Below are 16983 nucleotides of genomic sequence, written 5' to 3' on the forward strand. Positions count from 1 at the left end.
CCTAAACCAGCGACCTCAGAACGTACTGCAGGATGCCGCCGTTGCGGTAGTAGTCCGCCTCGCCGGGGGTGTCGATCCGCAGCACTGCATCGAATTCGACGGTGGCCTTGCCATCTGCTGAGTGTTCGCTGGGTGCAGCCACGACGTGGAGTGTCTTCGGCGTGCGACCCTCGTTGAGCTCTTCGACGCCCGAGATCGAAATGACCTCGGTGCCGTCGAGTCCGAGGGACTCCCACGTCTCACCGGCCGGGAACTGCAGCGGAAGCACGCCCATTCCGATGAGGTTTGAACGGTGGATACGCTCAAAGCTCTCGGTAATGACGGCCTTGACGCCGAGCAGCGAGGTTCCCTTCGCAGCCCAGTCACGGGACGAACCCGAGCCGTACTCCTTGCCACCGAGGATGACGAGCGGGATGCCCTGCTCCTGGTAGTTCTGCGAGGCGTCGTAGATGAACGACTGCGGGGCGTCGGCCTGGGTGAAGTCGCGCGTGTAGCCGCCCTCGACGTTGTCGAGGAGCTGGTTGCGCAGGCGGATGTTGGCGAAGGTTCCACGGATCATGATCTCGTGGTTGCCGCGACGCGATCCGTAGGAGTTGTAGTCCTTGCGAGCCACACCGTGGGCGTCGAGGTACTTGCCCGCGGGGGTGTCGCCCTTGATGTTTCCGGCCGGGCTGATGTGGTCGGTTGTGACCGAGTCGCCGAGCTTTGCGAGAACGCGGGCACCGGAGAAGCTCGTGACCGGGGTCAGCTCCATGGTCATGCCGTCGAAGTACGGGGGCTTGCGCACGTAGGTCGACTCGGCGTCCCACTCGAAGGTGGCGCCGGTCGGCGTCGGCAGGTTCTGCCAGCGCGCGTCACCGTCGAAGACTCCCGCGTACTCGTGCGTGAACATCTCGGTGTCGATCGAGGAGTCGATGGTCGACTGCACCTCGGCCGCGTCGGGCCAGATGTCGGCGAGGTAGACGTCCTTGCCCTCCGTGTCGGTGCCAAGGGCGTCTTTCTCGAAGTCGAAGTTCATCGATCCGGCGAGGGCATAGGCGATGACGAGCGGCGGCGAGGCCAGGTAGTTCATCTTCACGTCGGGGTTGATGCGACCCTCGAAGTTGCGGTTACCGGACAGAACGGCAGTGACGGCGAGGTCGTTGTCGTTGACCGCGGCGGAGATCTCGTCGAGCAGCGGGCCCGAGTTGCCGATACAGGTGGTGCAGCCGTAGCCGACCGTGTAGAAGCCGAGGTCTTCGAGGTACTCGGTGAGTCCGGCCTTGGCGTAGTAGTCGGTGACGACCTTCGAGCCGGGCGCAAGGGTGGTCTTGACCCACGGCTTGGCCTTCAGGCCCTTCTTGCTGGCGTTACGAGCGAGCAGGCCGGCCGCGAGCATCACGCTCGGGTTGGAGGTGTTCGTGCAGCTCGTGATGGCCGCGATCGCCACGGCACCGTGATCGAGCGTGAACGTGGATCCGTCGTCGAGGGTGACCTTTGATGGCTTCGAGACGTTCGAGGGCGCGTGGCTCGAGTGCGAGTACTGGTGAGCACTCTCCTCGTCCTCGGGGGTCAGGCCGTTCGGGTCGGAGGCCGGGAAGCTGCCCTCTATTGCGGCGTCGACCTTGGAGTGGTCGACCGACGCGTAGGCGTTCAGGTCTTCGACGAACTGCTCCTTGGCGCGGCTGAGCTCGACGCGGTCCTGGGGACGCTTCGGGCCGGCGATGGAGGGGACCACGGTGGAGAGGTCGAGTTCGATGTACTCGGAGAAGACCGGCTCGACGCTCGCGTCGTGCCAGAGCTTCTGCAGCTTCGAGTAGGCCTCGACGAGTGCGACCTGCTCCTCGCTGCGGCCGGTAAGGCGCAGGTAGTCGAGGGTGACGTCGTCGATCGGGAACATTGCTGCAGTCGAGCCGAACTCGGGGCTCATATTGCCGATGGTGGCGCGGTTCGCGAGCGGCACCTGCGCCACGCCCTCACCGTAGAACTCGACGAACTTGCCGACGACGCCGTGCTTGCGCAGCATCTGCGTGATGGTCAGCACCACGTCCGTTGCGGTCACACCGGTCGGGATTGCACCGGAAAGCTTGAAGCCGACGACCTTGGGGATGAGCATGGAAACGGGCTGGCCGAGCATGGCCGCCTCGGCCTCGATGCCGCCGACGCCCCAGCCCAGCACGCCGAGGCCGTTGACCATGGTGGTGTGCGAGTCGGTGCCGACGCAGGTGTCGGGGTAAGCACGGAGCGCGCCGCCCACGGTGCGGGTGAAAGTGACCTGGGCCAGGTACTCGATGTTGACCTGGTGCACGATGCCGGTTCCGGGCGGCACGACCTTGAAGTCGTTGAAGGCGGTCTGTCCCCAGCGAAGGAACTGGTAGCGCTCGCCGTTGCGCTCGTACTCGAGCTCGACATTGCGCTCGAGGGCGTTCTCGGAGCCGAACAGGTCTGCGATCACGGAGTGGTCGATGACCATCTCGGCGGGCGAGAGCGGGTTGATCTTCTTCGGGTCTCCCCCGAGCTCGACAACTGCCTCACGCATGGTGGCGAGGTCGACGATGCAGGGAACACCCGTGAAGTCCTGCATCACGACACGGGCGGGCGAGAACTGGATCTCGGTGTCGGGCTCGGCGGTGGCCTGCCAGGATCCGAGGGCCTGGATCTGGTCCTTGGTGACGTTCGCGCCGTCCTCGGTACGCAGCAGGTTCTCGAGCAGCACCTTGAGGCTGAACGGGAGCTTGTCGTGGCCCTCGACGGTGTCGATGCGGTAGACCTCGTAGTCGGTTGACCCGACGGTGAGAGTGTCTTTGGACCCAAAGCTGTTTACTGCCGACATTGTGCCGTCTCCCTTGCTGACCTGGAACAATCCTCGCTGCCAGCCAGCGTCAGGGCTAGCAAGGCAAGCCTAAGCCCGGGGCCTCGAAAGGCGGCCGGAAAGCATTGCGTTATCCCCCACTATATATCTTGATATCAAGATACTTTGGCCGTCGGGATGATCCGCGCAGTGGTGAGCCTTACCCGCGCAGGCTATTCGGGCTGCTCGAGATCCTTCTCCGGCTCTGCGCCCGGGTACACGCGACGCACGAGCATCCAGGTCAGCCAGAGCGCCGCGGCATAGAGCGGCAGGCCGGTGATGAGCTTGGTTCCGGCGAGCCACTCCGGCAGGTCGGCGATATACAGCGGCAGCTGGATCGCAACGCGAATGACCGAGGGCACGATCCAGATGATGGTCGCGAGCACGAAGGCGCGCTTCTTGACCACGTCGTCGCGCCAGCCGGGGTGGTCGGCCATGAGCAATCCCACGATCACGCCGACGAAGGGCCAGCCGACCAGCAGACTGATGACGAGAACGAGGATGACGCCCGCGTTGATGATGATCCCGGGGAGGAAGTTGTTGCCCGCGCTGTTCGTGAGCAGCGAGAGCGCCGCTGTCAGCGCGATGCCGATGGCGCCGGAGATGGCCGGGGTCAGCGGCAGGCGGTTGACCGCCCGGCCGATGATGAGCCCGATCGCGACGGCGATGGGCAGGGCGAGCGAAAGCGGCAGGTTCTTCGTGATCGAGAACATCACGAGGAAGACGAGGCCGGGCAGGAAGGACTCGACGAGCCCGCGAATCCCGCCGACGATCGACAGCAGGCCGGTGAACGTCGGCGCCTCGGTCGGGTCGACCTTGCCGAACGCCGACTGGCGCATGGCTGCGGAGAGCTGGTCGGAGAAGCTCGGCTCGGCCTCCTCCGGCTGCTTGTCGCCCGGTTGTGGATCGCCTGGTGTGCTCATCGCCACTAGAGGGTGGGCATCTCGGTGGCCGCACCCGACGCTGCGGGCATGTGCAGCGGGATCAGGTCGCGCGGGGGCATCGGCGTGTTGCCACGAACCACGACGATGGAGCGGAACAGGTCCTCGATCTTCGCTGCGGCATCCGCGTCCACGGCGCCTTCGCCGGCGATGACGCCGCGGAGGAACCAGCGCGGGCCGTCCACCCCGACGAAGCGGGCGAGACGATTGGTACCGGTCTGCGGTCCGGTGGTCACCGGGATCTGCGCAAGCACCTCGGGTCCGAACGGTCCTTCGGTGATGCGGGTCGATCCGCCCTGCTTCTGGATCTGCTCGACGATCTGTGCGCGGATCTCATGCCAGAGTCCGGCACCGCGCGGTGCGGCGAAGGGCTGCACCTGCAGTGTTGACCCGGCATAGTCGAGGCCAACCGCGACGACGCGCTTGCTGCCTTCTTCGACCTCGAGTCGCAGCTGCAGGTCGGGGCGCGGAACGATCTTGACGCCACCGAGGTCGACGTAGGGGCGAACGGCGTTCGCCTCGCTCTCATCGAGCGGTCCCGCCGTCGCACGGTCGAGCGGTGCGGACTTGGCGTCGGGCTGCTCATCGGGAAGTTCGAGGTCGGTCTCGGTCGAGTCGTTCACTTCTGTACTCCTGAATCGGGTGAGCTGTAGCCGGTAGAGCCGAATCCGGACTCCCCGCGTGCACTGCCCGGCAGTGTCTCCACCGGGATGAACCGTGCCCGAACGACGGGCATGATGACGAGTTGGGCGATCCGGTCGCCGACCGCCACAGAATACGCCACCGAGGTGTCGGTGTTCAGCATGGTGACCCGGATCTCTCCGCGGTAACCGGCATCGACCGTTCCCGGCGCGTTCACCAGCGTGATGCCGTGCTTTGCTGCGAGTCCGCTGCGCGGCATAACGAACGCCGCGTATCCGTCCGGCAGGGCGATCGATACTCCCGTGCCCACGACTGCACGCTGGCCGGGGGCGAGCTCGACGGCTTCGCTCGCAACGAGGTCGGCTCCGGCGTCGCCCGGGTGCGCATACGCGGGGATTCCCGCAGCTGAAATGAGGACCTCAACGGTTTTCGACACGTCACGAGGGTAGTGCAGAACTCCGCGCGCCTCGAAAAGTGGTCGAATAGGGGTATGACGACTTATCGGGAACGCCTGTGGCCAGCACCCTGGCTCTTTCTTGCGACGGCCCTTGTGCTCCCCGCCACCCTGCTCGTGTTCGTTCCGATCAACTTCACCGTCGGTGTCGTCGTGGCGGTCGTGTTCTATGTCGGCATCTGCCTCGCGATGGTGCTGAGCGCACCGAGCGTAGAGGTCACCGAGACGCACTTCATCGCGGGCCGCGCGCGCCTTCCGCTGACAGCCGCCGGCGAGGCCGTTGCGTTCGAGGGCGCGGAGGCTACCCTCGAGCGTGGGCAGCGTCTCGACGCTCGCGCGTGGCTTGTGCTGCGCGGCTGGATCGCTCCCGTGGTGCGTGTCGAGGTCACCGACCCCGAGGATCCCGCACCGTACTGGCTCGTGTCGTCGCGTCATCCCGACAAAATCGTCGAGGCTCTCGCCTCGTATCGGAACGCCGCGACGAACTGATTGGTTGAACGGCCTTAGGCCGCGCACTCCAGGCAAATCGGCCCGAGCTTGGACTGGTGATCGATCTGCGAGCGGTGCTTCACGAGGAAGCAGCTCACACACGTGAACTCGTCAGCCTGCGGGGGCAGGACGACAACATCGAGATCGAGGTCGGAGAGGTCTCCGCCTTCGAGTTCGAAGCTGCCGGGGTTGTCGGCGTCGTCGTCTCCGACGGAACCCGACATTTTGTCCGGAACGCGCTCCTTCAGAGCCTCGATCGACTCAGTGTCGTCGTCGGTCTTTCGGGGTGCGTCGTAATCGGTTGCCATGCCCATCCACTTCTTGTAAGCGCCTTATAAACGAAATCGGCGGGCACAGTTTGCATCATCGGGTTGCTAATAGCAAACCGCTGAACTGCTCTCGTATCCGCGCGGTGAAGGTAACTTGCGGCACGCCCGGCGTATTCCCTCGAATGTGACCTGCGCCGTGTCATCCTTAGGGCGAATGTCGAGGGCTGGAGGCCACCGAAATGCAGGACCTGAGGGTAATCGGAGTCGAGAACGGAGCGCTGCTCGTAGCCTCTGACGACGGACAGCGCTATCGCATACCGATCGACGAGGTGCTCCAGTCGAAACTGCGGCAGAGCCAGCCGGAACCCGGGGCGGGCCGCAAGCTGTCGCCGCGCGAGATCCAGGCGCACATCCGTGCCGGCATGTCGGCCCAGGATGTCTCGTCCATCACCGGCGTTCCGATCGACTACATCCAGCGCTTCGAAGGCCCGGTGCTCGCCGAGCGCGAGTTCGTCGTCGAGACCGCCCTCGGCGTGCGCGTGCACACCGCACTCGAGACCGACCCGCTCGTTCAGGGCGCGACCTTCGGCTCGGCGATCCGCGAGCGGCTGCACGGCCTCGGCGCGATCAACGAACGCTGGGCGAGCTGGAAGGAGCAGGGTGGCGGCTGGGTCGTCAAGCTGTCCTTCACGGCCGACCAGATCGACCACGACGCGCGCTGGAGCTTCGAGCCGCGCAAGCTTGCCCTCGCACCCCTCAACTCTGAGGCCACCACGCTTTCGCAGCAGGGCGAGGCTCCCGGTGGGCTCATCCCCCGCCTGCGCGCCGTGAGTGCGACCGGTCGCGAAGCCGACAGCAGCCGGTTCGACAGCGGAGCATTCGACGCCAGTACTTTTGAACGCAGCGACATGCCCGACGCGGCCAACCGCTTCGCACCCTCAGACGACGAGCTCGGCGACGATCACAACCAGACCGCCGACCTGCTCGACGCCCTGCGCCGCCGCCGGGGCGAGCGCGAGGCCGCATCCTTCATCGAGGACGAGTCGAACGAGCCCGGCCAGCCCACGGCCGGCATCCGCATCGTCGACGTGCCCCTCATCGACTACCTGCCGATCGCGAACGACGATGCTCCGGATGACGGTCGCGCCACGTCACCGCAACCACACGTCGCGGCACCCGCGAAGGCGCGCAAGGGTCGAACGGCAATGCCCAGCTGGGACGACATCGTGTTCGGTGCACGTCCCGACGACGACCTGTAGCCGCTAGATACGGCTAAACGCTCCGTATCGCAACACGGGGATCTTCGTCTCCGCGGGTGAGAACGAGCCGTGCTGGCCGATCATGCCGTGGCTGCCGGGCTTGATGAGCCGGGAGTCGTAGTACGCGACATCCTTGCGCGCCGCCACGAGGATGTCCCCGATGCGCGGTGCCACCTCGGCTCGCACCTCGCCGAACCAGTTCGCGGCAATGGCGTCATCCCGGGTCGCAACCCACGCGCGGTCGCTCTCCTCGGCGCGCCATGCGGCGAGAGTCGATTCGCGCACGGCGGATAACGCGTCCTTCTCGAAGTGCACCTGGAGGCAGCGCGGCTCCCCCGCGAGGAACCGCACGCCGTCGAGCAGCGCTGGGGTGCCGTCGACGTGGATGTGGCCGTGCTCCGGGATGTCGAGCACCCCGTGGTCGGCGGTCACCAGCAGGCCATCGCCGGGCGCGAGCGACTGCTCGAGCGTACGGATCGCGGCATCAACGCTCTCGAGCGTGCTGATCCACTCGCTCGACTCCCAGCCGTGCGCGTGGCCGGCCATGTCCAGCTCGGGGATATAGAGGTACGCGATTCCCCGCGCACCCGTCGCTGCCCAGGCCAGGGCCTCGTCGACGCGGTCAGTGATGCTCGAGGCGCCTACGTACGCTGCTCCACGGAGCACGCCGTGTGTGAATCCGGAGTCCCGATAACGCTCGGGCGCGATGACGACCGCGTCTAGACCCGCGGCGATTGCCGTCTCGAAGACGGTGGGCATCGGCTGCCACGCGACGGGGTCCAGCGAAGAGTCCCAGCCGGAGAGCTGCTTAAGAAGGCGGTCGTTCACCGTGTCGAGCACGGTGAATCCGACCAGCCCGTGCTGGCCGGGGAGGGTCCCGGTTGTGAGCGTCGCGAGCGCCGAGGCCGTTGTGGTCGGGAATCCCGAGTCGATGATCGACGACTTCGTCAGGGGCGCCATAAGCGTGCGGGCGTGGCCGGCGCGGGCCTTGAGCGCTGCCGCCCCGAGTCCGTCGACGAGCACCACGATCGCCCGGTCGGCGCGCGGCAGACCCAGGCGGTTGTCGCCTCCGGAAATTGCCGCGAGACACGATGGCATTACATCGGCAAGGCTCATCCGGTCTGATTTGAGCGCCGGTAACATGGGGGCAATCCTATGACTACTCCCGCCATTCCCCCTGCCACAGGTTCGAACGCCACCGCTGAAGGCGAACACATCGAAGAGGTCGATGTCTCGACCGAGATGCAGGGTTCGTTCCTCGAGTACGCCTACTCGGTCATCTACTCGCGCGCGCTGCCCGACGCCCGCGACGGACTCAAGCCCGTGCAGCGGCGCATCCTGTACCAGATGGCGGAAATGGGCCTGCGTCCCGATCGCGGGCACGTGAAGTCGGCGCGCGTCGTCGGCGAGGTCATGGGAAAACTCCACCCGCACGGCGACGCGTCCATCTACGACGCGATGGTGCGCCTCACCCAGGACTTCATCCTGCGCGTGCCGCTCATCGACGGGCACGGCAACTTCGGATCGCTGGATGACGGCCCCGCTGCCCCTCGCTACACCGAGGCGCGCCTGCACGCGACCGCCCTCGCGATGACGGAGAACCTCGACGAGGACGTCGTCGACTTCGTGCCCAACTACGACAACCAGCTGACCCAGCCCTCCGTGCTGCCTGCCGCGTTCCCGAACCTGCTGGTCAACGGCGCCTCGGGCATCGCCGTCGGCATGGCGACCAACATGGCGCCGCACAACCTCATCGAGGTCATCGGCGCCGCACGCCATCTGCTGCAGCATCCGAGCGCGACCCTCGAAGACCTGATGGAGTTTGTGCCCGGCCCCGACCTGCCGACCGGCGGCACGATCAGCGGCCTCGACGGTATCAAGGACGCGTACGCGAACGGCCGCGGCGCCTTCAAGACCCGAGCCCGCGTCACCGTCGAGTCGATCTCGGCCCGCAAGCAGGGTCTCATCGTCACCGAACTGCCGTATATGGTCGGCGCCGAGAAGGTCATCGAGAAGATCAAGGACGGCGTCGGGTCGAAGAAGCTGAACGGCATCTCCGACGTGACCGACCTCACCGATCGCAAGCACGGCCTGCGACTCGTCATCGGCATCAAGACCGGCTTCAGCCCCGAAGCCGTGCTCGAGCAGCTCTACCGCTTCACCCCGCTCGAGGACTCGTTCAACATCAACAACGTCGCACTCGTCGATGGCGGCCCCCGCACGCTCGGCCTCAAGGAGCTGCTGCAGGTCTACGTCGACCACCGTCTCTCGGTGGTCACCCGCCGCAGCCGCTACCGCCTCGCGCGACGCCTCGAGCGACTGCACCTCGTCGAGGGCCTGCTCATCGCGATCCTCGACATCGATGAGGTCATCCAGGTGATCCGCCAGAGCGATGACAGCGAGCAGGCCCGCACGCGCCTCATCGACGTCTTCGACCTCTCCCAGATCCAGGCCGAGTACATCCTCGAGCTGCGCCTGCGCCGCCTGACCAAGTTCAGCCGCATCGAGCTCGAGAAGGAGCAGGAGCAGCTGAAGGCCGAGATCGCCGAGCTCGAGGCGATTCTCGCCGACCCCGCTCGCGTGCGCACCCTTGTCTCCGACGAGCTCGAAGACGTCTCCGACCGCTTTGGCACACCTCGCCGCACCCTGCTCACCGAGGCTCGCGCGAGCGTCGCCATGAGCTCCTCGCGGTCGAAGGTCGCCCCGATCCTCGAGATCGCCGACACCCCGTGCCGGGTTGTGCTGTCGACGACCGGTCGCGCGATCCGCATCGACATCGCCGAAGACCAGGATGTCCGGACGTCGGATGGATCGGCTCTAGCCGCACGCCGCCGCTCGAAGCACGACGCCATCCAGTCATCCCTCGTGACCACGAGTCGCTCGGAAATCGGTGCCGTCACCAATCTCGGACGTCTCATCAGGTTCACCGCGGTGGACCTCCCCAACGTGCCGGGCAACTCGATCCAGCTGGGGGCGGGCGCACGCATCAGCGACTACCTCGCCCTCGCGAACAAGAAGGAGCGCGTGCTCGGCCTTGTGGCGCTCGACGGCGACTCCCCCATCGCGCTCGGCACCCGCCAGGGCGTCGTGAAGCGACTCGCGATGGGCGGCTTCCCCTCGAAGCCCGACTTCGAGGTCATCGCCCTCAAGCCCGGCGACGAGGTCGTGGGCGTGAGCCAGGGCGCCGATTCTGCCGAACTCGTCTTCATCACCTCCGACGCGCAGCTGCTGCACTTCTCGGCGGGCGCGGTGCGCCCGCAGGGAGCCTCGGCCGGCGGCATGGCGGGCATCAACCTCGGCGCGAAGGCCGCCGTGGTCTTCTTCGGTGCACTCGACCCGGAAGCGGAGAACATCGTCGCGACGGTGTCCTCATCGACGGAGACCATCGCAGGCGTCGATCCCGGTCGCGCGAAAGTCTCGGCGCTCGGCGAGTTCCCCGGCAAGGGGCGAGCGACCGGCGGTGTGCGGGCACACAGCTTCCTCAAGGGCGAAGATGTGCTCGCACTGGCCTGGGCCGGGCCTGCACCCGCGCTCGCGGTCGGCACGGACGGCTCGGCGCGCACCCTGCCGGAGTCGGGCGCGAAGCGCGATGCATCCGGAACCGTGCTCGACGGCGTGATCGGGTCGATCGGCGTCAGCCTGTAGTCAGATGTGCGGCACGAACTCCTGCCAGGCCTTGCGGCGCTCGCGACGGGGATCGATCTCGACCCGGTCGGCGACATCGATGATGAGCGTGCGGCGGGCACGACGGGTGTAGTGCGGCCAGCCCGGGTCGGGGGCGGAACCGTGCGCGAAGGCGAGCCAGTGCTGCTGCATACGTGCACCCGCGCGCTTGAACGCCCGGCGGCCGCCCAGCGCGCCCATCGCTCGGCCAAAGGCGCCGTCCATGCGGTCGAACAGGGCGAACAGCTCGAGTCCGTGGGTCGCGTCGAAGCCGGCGAGGCGCACGAGGCGCGGGGCGATGTCGAACCGGTAGAAGAAGACCGGCGCAAAGGCCGAGTGCCGTTCGGCGACCTTGATCGACGGGAACCAGAACGCGTAGTCGCCCCCGAAGTCCGCAGCGGGCCTCGGTGCGGGAAGCCCCGGGTACTGCGCCTTGAGCGCCTTGCGGGCCTTCTTGCGGGTGCGCGCGAAGATCGCGCGGATGCGCTGCGGGGTCGTGGCGAGAATGTCGAGGCGTCCGCGGAACAGCGAACCCTCGCGGTCGTTGGTCCCGATAATGAGCGGAATGCGCTGCGCCCGCCCCGCCTTGAACGCGTCGAGCGGGCGTTCGGGCAGGAACTCCCCGTCGATGACGGGGCAGAGGGCGATGGTTCCGGGCCAGGCGTCGGGCGACCGCAGCTGCATCCGCGTCGTCGCCCGCACGAGCGCATCGATCTCGGCCGTGGCGAGCAGCTGGGCCGCGCCCTCTTCGGTTGTGCTCTCGGTGTCCGAGTCATCGACGAGCTCACTGAGCATCTCCATGAACTCCTCGGCCCACGTTGCCGTGATCTCGGACGGGTAGACCGCGTTCGGCGGCGGGCTCTGCGCGATCGCCCGGGCGAAGAGGCCGCTCGCGCGCGGCACGGTCATCAGGGTCGTCACGGCGTTGGCGCCGGCTGATTCGCCGAACAGGGTCACGTTGGCGGGGTCGCCCCCGAAGGCGGCGATGTTGTCGCGCACCCACTCGAGCGCGGCAACCTGGTCGCGCAGCCCGAGATTGCTGTCGATGGGATGCTCGCGCGTCGCGTACCGCGTGAAATCGAGGTAACCGAGCGCGCCGAGGCGGTAGTTGAAGGTGACGAAGAGCACTCCGCCGCGCCGCACGAGTCCTTCGCCGAGGTGTGGGATCTCCCGCGAGGATCCCACGGAGTAGGCACCGCCGTGGATGTAGACCATAACGGGAAGGCCGTCGCCCCCGGTCTCCGGCGCCGTGACGTTGATGGTGAGGCAGTCCTCCGACATCGGCACGTTGGCCTTGGGGCCGAGGAACTGGCCGTTGCGGTCCTGGGCGGCGACCGGGCCGAAGGCGTCGGCGGCACGGGTTCCCACCCAGGGCTCGACCGGCTGCGGTGCGCGGAAGCGGCGCTCTCCGTCCGGACTCGCCGCGTACGGCATCCCGCGCCACAAGCGGAGGCCACGCCACATCATGCCCTCCACGGCACCTCCGGTGATGGAGACGGTCAGGCCTGTTTCAGTCTCGAGCACGATGCGAGTGTAGGGGCCGCAGGTAAACGAAAGGCCCCGCACCACTCGGATGCGGGGCCTTCTGCGACTGCCCCTACTTCGTAACCGCCTTCTCGAGGGCGGCGATCAGCTCGTCGAGCCCCCAGGTCAGCGAGAGCGCGGTGGGCGGGGAGACCGCTGAGATGTACTCGGTGCCGACGACCGTAGCGAGGTTGCCCGCCTTGACGGCTGGGATGGCGTTACGAGCTGTCACGAACGTGTCGGCCTCGGCCTGGGTGTCGGCATACGCCACCACGACTTCGGCGTCGATCTTGTCGAGCTCCTCGTAGCTGAGCGTGTAGTAGAACGTCGCGTCGCCATTGGCGAGGGCGTCGACCGAGGGCGCGTTCTCGAAGCCGAGGTCGAGCAGGAACTCGACGCGCGGGTCGGCAGGCTTGTAGACGTAGAAGACCCCTCCGACATCCCAGGTGGCTGCGATCGTCTTGCCCGCGAACTCGGGGTGAGCGTCAGCCTGGGCCGCAATCTCGGCGTCGATGTCCTCGAGGAGGGTGGCCGCCTCGGTGGTCTTTCCGAGCGCGGTGCCGACGATCTCGATGAGGTCGCGCCACGGCGTCGACCACGCGGTTTCGGGGTAGGCGACGGTCGGCGCGATGTCGCTGAGAATCGCGTACTGCTCCTCAGTGATGCCCGAGTAGCCGGCGAGGATCACGTCGGGATCCGCCGCGATGATGTCCTCGTAGGGGGGCTCCTCAGGGGACTCGGGGAGCATGGTCGGCGTCTCGGCACCCAGTTCGGTGAGCTCGTCGGCGATCCACGGCAGCACGCCGTTCTCGTCACCGGCGTAAGCCTCGAACGGGATGGCCACGGGCACGACGCCCAGAGCGAGTGCCGCATCAGCACTGCCCCAACCCCACGTGACGACGCGCTCGGGCTGGGCCGGGATCTCCGTCTCGCCGAAAGCGTGCTCGATGCTCACGGGGAACGTGCCGCCGGCCTCGGGAGCGGGGCTGTCTGCCTCGGGGGTGCTCGCGCACCCGCTGAGGACCAGGGCTGCTGCGATGGAAACGGCTGCTACACCGCGGAAGTTTGTGGGCACGAAGAATCTCCAGTGTCGTCTGAGTGGCTGTGTAAGGGCAGCCTATCCTAAGGAGTGGAACCGGCCAAGTGGGACGACCATGGGCGAGCCGCTCACCGGGTCCGGCATCACCACAGAATCCATGCCGAAGGCAGTGCGCACGGTCTCCCGCGTGATGACCTCGGCGGGTGCCCCGGAATCGACGATGGCTCCGCCGGCCATGACGATCAGGTGATCGGCGTAGCGAGCCGCGAGGTTGAGATCGTGCAGCACCATGACGACGGTCGTCCCCCTCTCGCGGTTCAGGTGCATGAGCAGATCGAGCACCTCCACCTGGTGGGCGACATCCAGAAAGGTCGTCGGTTCATCGAGCAGCAGGATCTCCGGCTCCTGGGCGAGCACCATGGCGATCCAGACCCGCTGGCGCTGCCCGCCCGAGAGTTCCTCGACCGCGCGTTCGGCGAGATCGGCGGTCGAGGTCTGCTCGAGCGCGTGCGCGACGGCGGCGTCATCCCGAGCAGTCCCGCGGGCGAACCAGCCCTGGTGCGGGTAACGGCCGCGTGCCACGAGATCCGCGACCGTGATCCCGGCGGGCGCGATGGGCTGCTGCGGCAGTAGGCCCACCAGACGCGCGAGTTCCTTCGCTCCATACGAGTGGATGTCCCGCCCATCAAGTTCGACGCCTCCGGCTCCCGGCCGCATGAGCCGCGCGAGCCCCCGCAGCAGCGTCGACTTGCCGCACGCGTTCGCACCGACGATCACGGTGATGCTGCCCGGCGGGATCGCGACGTCGAGGCCGGTGATCACGTCGACGCCGTCGTAGGACAGCGACAGGCCCGTCGCGGTCAGGGAATGGGACTCGGTCATGATTCTCCTGGCTAGGCTTCCGTGCGCGACCGGCTCGATGCGAGCAGCCACAGCAGGTAGGGGGCGCCGATCGCGCCCGTGATGATCCCCACCGGCACCTGCACTCCGCCCGGCAGCAGGTGCTGCGAGGCGAAGTCGGCGGTGAGCACGAGAAGGATGCCGATGAGGGCGCTCGGCACGAGGGAGGTGCCGGGCACCAGTCGCCGGGCTATCGGCCCCGAGACGAACGCGACGAAGGCGATCGGGCCGACGGCGGCCGTGGCACTTGCCGCAAGGGCGACGGCGACACCCAGCAGCAGCACCCGAGACAGGTCGACCCGCACTCCGAGTCCGCGAGCGGTCTCGTCGCCGAGTTGCAGCATGCGGAGTTTCGGCGCGAGCAGGGACACAGCCGGGACCAGCACGCCGATGGAGATCGCGGCGACCGCGACCTCGATCCACTGGGTGCCGCTCAGGCTGCCGACCATCCAGACGAGGGCACCCTGCGCATCCCGCACATCGGCACGGGTGAGCAGGTAGCCGAGGGCCGCCTGAGCCATAAACGCGATGCCGATACCGACGAGAACGAACCGATAGCCGGCAATGCCCGACCGCCAGGACAGCAGGTAGATCGCCGTTGCGACGACGAGCGCCCCCACGAAGGCGAAGCCGGAGACGGCGAAACCGCTGAGTCCCAGCACGAGGATCGCAAAGACTGCCGAAACGCTCGCGCCGCTCGTGATCCCGATGAGGTCGGGGCTCGCGAGCGGATTGCCGAGCAGGGACTGGAACAGCGCTCCGGCGAGCCCGAAGGCGAGACCGGCGAGCACGGCCATCGTCATCCGGGGCAGGCGCAGCCGTAGCACGATGAACTCGTTCTTGGCCCCACCCTGCCCGACGAGCGTCGCGAGCAGGTCCGGAATGCTCACGGTGTAGGCGCCGACAGCGAGGCTGACCGCGGCGACCGCGAGCACGCAGAGAAGGAGCACGGCGATCACAAGCCGCGCGCGGGACCGGCGCACCGTGCGCGCCGCGCTCACGACCGTCACAGCGCACCCACCCGCGAGCGGCGTACGAGCGCGATCAACATGGGCGCCCCGAGGAACGCGACGACGATTCCGGCCTCGAGTTCGGTCGGCTGCACGATGAGACGACCCACGACATCGGCGAGCACCAGCAGGATGGGGCCGAGCAACACGGAGTAGGCGAGGATCCAGCGGTAGTCGGGGCCGGTGAAGCGCCTCACGATGTGCGGCACGACGAGTCCGACGAACACGATCGGCCCCGCGATCGCCGTGGCACCACCGCACAGGATGACGATCGCGATGCCTGCGAGCACCCTTGCGAGCATCACGTTCTGGCCGAGACCGCGCGCGACGTCGTCACCGAGCGCGAGCACGTTGAGCATGCGCGAGACGATCGCCGCGAGCAGCAGGCCCAGACCCAGAAAAGGGACGACGACCGACACCGCCGACAGGTCGCGACCGACGAGCGACCCGACCGACCAGAACCGGTACTGGTTCAGGGTGTCGAGATTGCTGAGCAGCACGAGCGTGATCGCGGAAGTGAGCACGGCCGTCACCGCGGCACCCGAAAGGGTCAGCGTGACCGGCGTCGGACTCCCCCGTCGGCCCGAACCGACCGCGTAGACGAGCACCGTAGCGGCCGCCGCGCCGGCGAACGCGAACCAGATATACCCGCTCGCGGCGGTGACCCCGAGGAAGGTGATGCCGAGCACCACAAATAGCGAGGCGCCGGCGTTGACCCCGAGCAGACCGGGGTCGGCGAGCGGGTTGCGCGTGAGCCCCTGCATGATGCCGCCCGCAACTGCGAGGGCCGCACCCGCGAGCAGGCCGATGATCGTGCGCGGCACCCGCAGGTCGCGCACGACATCGTGATCGTTGTTCGAGGGATCGGGATCGAGGATCGCCGCAACGACGGCGTCGAACGCGATCTGCCGGGTGCCGAACGCGAGGCTGATGAGGATGATGGCAACGACTCCGACCGCAAGCAGGATCAGCCCGAGGACACGCCGGCTCACTCGAACGCTTCGGACTTGCCCAGTCGCCAGTAGCCCATGAACGCGACGCGCCCCCGGTCGATGCCGGTCTCGGTGACGAGGTGGCGGCGCAGGGTCTTGATGACGGCCGACTCGCCCGCGAGCCAGGCGTAGAACTCGCCGGGGCTGTCCTCGGGCGAATCCCAGAGGGTCTCGGTGTCGACGTCGATCTCGGCGATCAGCTGAGGCTTCGAGGTGAGCGCTGCGGCGAAGTACTCGGGGTGCTCCCGTGTCCACTCGCGCACGGTGGACTCGAGGTCCGGGCCGCCCGCGTCGCGCGCGAGCCAGCTGACCCGGGTGTCTGCCGCGGAGACCAGGGGCTGGGCATCCCGAGCCGACGGCACCTCGATGAACGCGTGCGCGGTCACGTGGGCGGGTAGCGACTCGAGGATCGCGCAGATCGCGGGTGCTGCCGTCTCATCGCCGGCCAGCAGCACGCGGGTCGCGTCGCCCGGACGCCAGTCGATGCCCACATGCGAATGGATGCTGCGTGCATCGGGTCCCACGAGAATCACCTCGTCGCCCGCGCTCGCCGCCCACAGCCACTCCGATGCCGGACCCTCGGGCCGCCCCGAGGCCCCGGTGTGCACGTAGAAGTCGACGTCGACCTCGCGGGCGGCGGGATCGACACGGCGCACGGTGTAGGTGCGGAAGGGATTGCGCGCCTCTTCGGGCAGCGCACGCCAGAGCTCGTACCAGCTGCCCTGCAGGCGCAGCTGCTCGTCGTCGGCGCCGACCTCGCTGAGGCCCACCCCGGGCAGCGGGAAGATGATCTTGACCCGCTGGTCGAGGGCGTCGGTGCCGAAGCCTTCGAGGTCGTCGCCCGTGAAAGTGACCCGACGGAACGCCGGCGAGAGCTCTTCGATCCGGCGAACCGTCGCACGGTAAGGGCGATAGGCGGGGCGGTCATCGCGAACGAGTACGGTGTCGTCGACCAAGGTAAGCATTACCTA

15 protein-coding genes are annotated in these 16983 nt (G+C 67.5%); 3 read left to right on the forward strand and 12 right to left on the reverse strand.

What is annotated here, in order from left to right; genetic code table 11:
- Window position 1: 1 nt before the first annotated feature.
- The 4 genes from acnA to dut all read right to left on the reverse strand — a co-directional run bounded on the left by acnA (window position 2) and on the right by dut (window position 4849).
- Window positions 2-2812 carry an aconitate hydratase AcnA gene (acnA, locus tag EYE40_RS05075; protein WP_130980931.1) on the reverse strand — a complete coding sequence of 937 codons (2811 nt, stop codon included), beginning with the start codon at window positions 2810-2812 and terminating at the stop codon, window positions 2-4.
- A gap of 191 nt (window positions 2813-3003) precedes the next feature.
- On the reverse strand, window positions 3004-3753 hold the full coding sequence (locus tag EYE40_RS05080; RefSeq protein ID WP_130980932.1) for a DUF3159 domain-containing protein: 750 nt from the start codon (window positions 3751-3753) through the stop codon (window positions 3004-3006).
- 5 nt (window positions 3754-3758) lie between these two features.
- Window positions 3759-4394, reverse strand: coding sequence for a DUF3710 domain-containing protein (locus EYE40_RS05085; protein WP_130980933.1), 636 nt, complete (start codon window positions 4392-4394; stop codon window positions 3759-3761).
- Window positions 4391-4849, reverse strand: a complete 459-nt coding sequence (gene dut / locus EYE40_RS05090) for a dUTP diphosphatase (RefSeq protein ID WP_130980934.1) — start codon at window positions 4847-4849, stop codon at window positions 4391-4393. Before dut ends, EYE40_RS05085 begins: the two co-directional genes overlap by 4 nt.
- A gap of 54 nt (window positions 4850-4903) precedes the next feature.
- Here dut and EYE40_RS05095 point away from each other — a divergent pair, with 54 nt between their 5' ends.
- Window positions 4904-5356 (forward strand): DUF3093 domain-containing protein, encoded by a 453-nt coding sequence (locus tag EYE40_RS05095; protein WP_130980935.1) that lies wholly within the window; start codon window positions 4904-4906, stop codon window positions 5354-5356.
- Between the two features lie 14 nt (window positions 5357-5370).
- On the opposite strand, the gene EYE40_RS05100 is transcribed toward EYE40_RS05095, so the two are convergent.
- Window positions 5371-5664 (reverse strand): DUF4193 domain-containing protein, encoded by a 294-nt coding sequence (locus EYE40_RS05100; RefSeq protein WP_130980936.1) that lies wholly within the window; start codon window positions 5662-5664, stop codon window positions 5371-5373.
- A 200-nt stretch (window positions 5665-5864) separates the two neighbouring features.
- On the opposite strand from EYE40_RS05100, the gene sepH reads away from it, so the two are divergent.
- Window positions 5865-6884: a septation protein SepH gene (gene sepH / locus EYE40_RS05105; RefSeq protein WP_130980937.1), complete on the forward strand. Its 1020-nt coding sequence runs from the start codon at window positions 5865-5867 to the stop codon at window positions 6882-6884.
- Between the two features lie 3 nt (window positions 6885-6887).
- On the opposite strand, the gene EYE40_RS05110 is transcribed toward sepH, so the two are convergent.
- Window positions 6888-7982, reverse strand: a complete 1095-nt coding sequence (locus EYE40_RS05110; RefSeq protein WP_240034720.1) for an alkaline phosphatase family protein — start codon at window positions 7980-7982, stop codon at window positions 6888-6890.
- A 57-nt stretch (window positions 7983-8039) separates the two neighbouring features.
- Between EYE40_RS05110 and EYE40_RS05115 the strand changes: the two genes are divergently transcribed.
- Complete coding sequence (locus tag EYE40_RS05115) at window positions 8040-10529, forward strand: DNA gyrase/topoisomerase IV subunit A (RefSeq protein WP_130980939.1); 2490 nt, start codon at window positions 8040-8042, stop codon at window positions 10527-10529.
- Here EYE40_RS05115 and EYE40_RS05120 read toward each other — a convergent pair whose 3' ends face one another.
- From EYE40_RS05120 to EYE40_RS15545, 6 genes are all read right to left on the reverse strand, one after another.
- Entirely contained in the window at window positions 10530-12071 is a 1542-nt protein-coding gene (locus EYE40_RS05120) for a carboxylesterase/lipase family protein (protein ID WP_240034721.1), read from the reverse strand.
- Between the two features lie 73 nt (window positions 12072-12144).
- Window positions 12145-13146 carry an ABC transporter substrate-binding protein gene (locus tag EYE40_RS05125; protein WP_130980940.1) on the reverse strand — a complete coding sequence of 334 codons (1002 nt, stop codon included), beginning with the start codon at window positions 13144-13146 and terminating at the stop codon, window positions 12145-12147.
- Window positions 13147-13188: 42 nt separating this feature from the next.
- The gene (locus EYE40_RS05130) at window positions 13189-13992 is read right to left on the reverse strand and encodes an ABC transporter ATP-binding protein (protein ID WP_130980941.1); all 804 of its coding nucleotides are present in this window, start codon (window positions 13990-13992) and stop codon (window positions 13189-13191) included.
- Window positions 13993-14003: 11 nt separating this feature from the next.
- Complete coding sequence (locus EYE40_RS05135) at window positions 14004-15020, reverse strand: FecCD family ABC transporter permease (protein ID WP_130980942.1); 1017 nt, start codon at window positions 15018-15020, stop codon at window positions 14004-14006.
- Complete coding sequence (locus EYE40_RS05140; protein ID WP_240034722.1) at window positions 15017-16012, reverse strand: FecCD family ABC transporter permease; 996 nt, start codon at window positions 16010-16012, stop codon at window positions 15017-15019. The genes EYE40_RS05135 and EYE40_RS05140 overlap by 4 nt, the downstream gene beginning before the upstream one ends.
- Entirely contained in the window at window positions 16009-16977 is a 969-nt protein-coding gene (locus EYE40_RS15545; protein ID WP_130980943.1) for a siderophore-interacting protein, read from the reverse strand. Before EYE40_RS15545 ends, EYE40_RS05140 begins: the two co-directional genes overlap by 4 nt.
- Window positions 16978-16983 lie beyond the last annotated feature (6 nt).

The sequence above is a fragment of the Glaciihabitans arcticus genome (assembly GCF_004310685.1).
Taxonomy (GTDB): domain Bacteria; phylum Actinomycetota; class Actinomycetes; order Actinomycetales; family Microbacteriaceae; genus Conyzicola; species Conyzicola arctica.

Bases quoted from the DNA above. Each gene is read 5' to 3' on its own strand.
- EYE40_RS05100 (WP_130980936.1), bottom strand. From the start codon at position 5,664: ATGGCAACCGATTACGACGCACCCCGAAAGACCGACGACGACACTGAG.
- EYE40_RS15545 (WP_130980943.1), bottom strand. From the start codon at position 16,977: ATGCTTACCTTGGTCGACGACACCGTACTCGTTCGCGATGACCGCCCC.
- acnA (WP_130980931.1), bottom strand. From the start codon at position 2,812: ATGTCGGCAGTAAACAGCTTTGGGTCCAAAGACACTCTCACCGTCGGG.
- EYE40_RS05130 (WP_130980941.1), bottom strand. From the start codon at position 13,992: ATGACCGAGTCCCATTCCCTGACCGCGACGGGCCTGTCGCTGTCCTAC.
- EYE40_RS05110 (WP_240034720.1), bottom strand. From the start codon at position 7,982: ATGCCATCGTGTCTCGCGGCAATTTCCGGAGGCGACAACCGCCTGGGT.
- EYE40_RS05115 (WP_130980939.1), top strand. From the start codon at position 8,040: ATGACTACTCCCGCCATTCCCCCTGCCACAGGTTCGAACGCCACCGCT.
- sepH (WP_130980937.1), top strand. From the start codon at position 5,865: ATGCAGGACCTGAGGGTAATCGGAGTCGAGAACGGAGCGCTGCTCGTA.
- EYE40_RS05080 (WP_130980932.1), bottom strand. From the start codon at position 3,753: ATGAGCACACCAGGCGATCCACAACCGGGCGACAAGCAGCCGGAGGAG.
- EYE40_RS05095 (WP_130980935.1), top strand. From the start codon at position 4,904: ATGACGACTTATCGGGAACGCCTGTGGCCAGCACCCTGGCTCTTTCTT.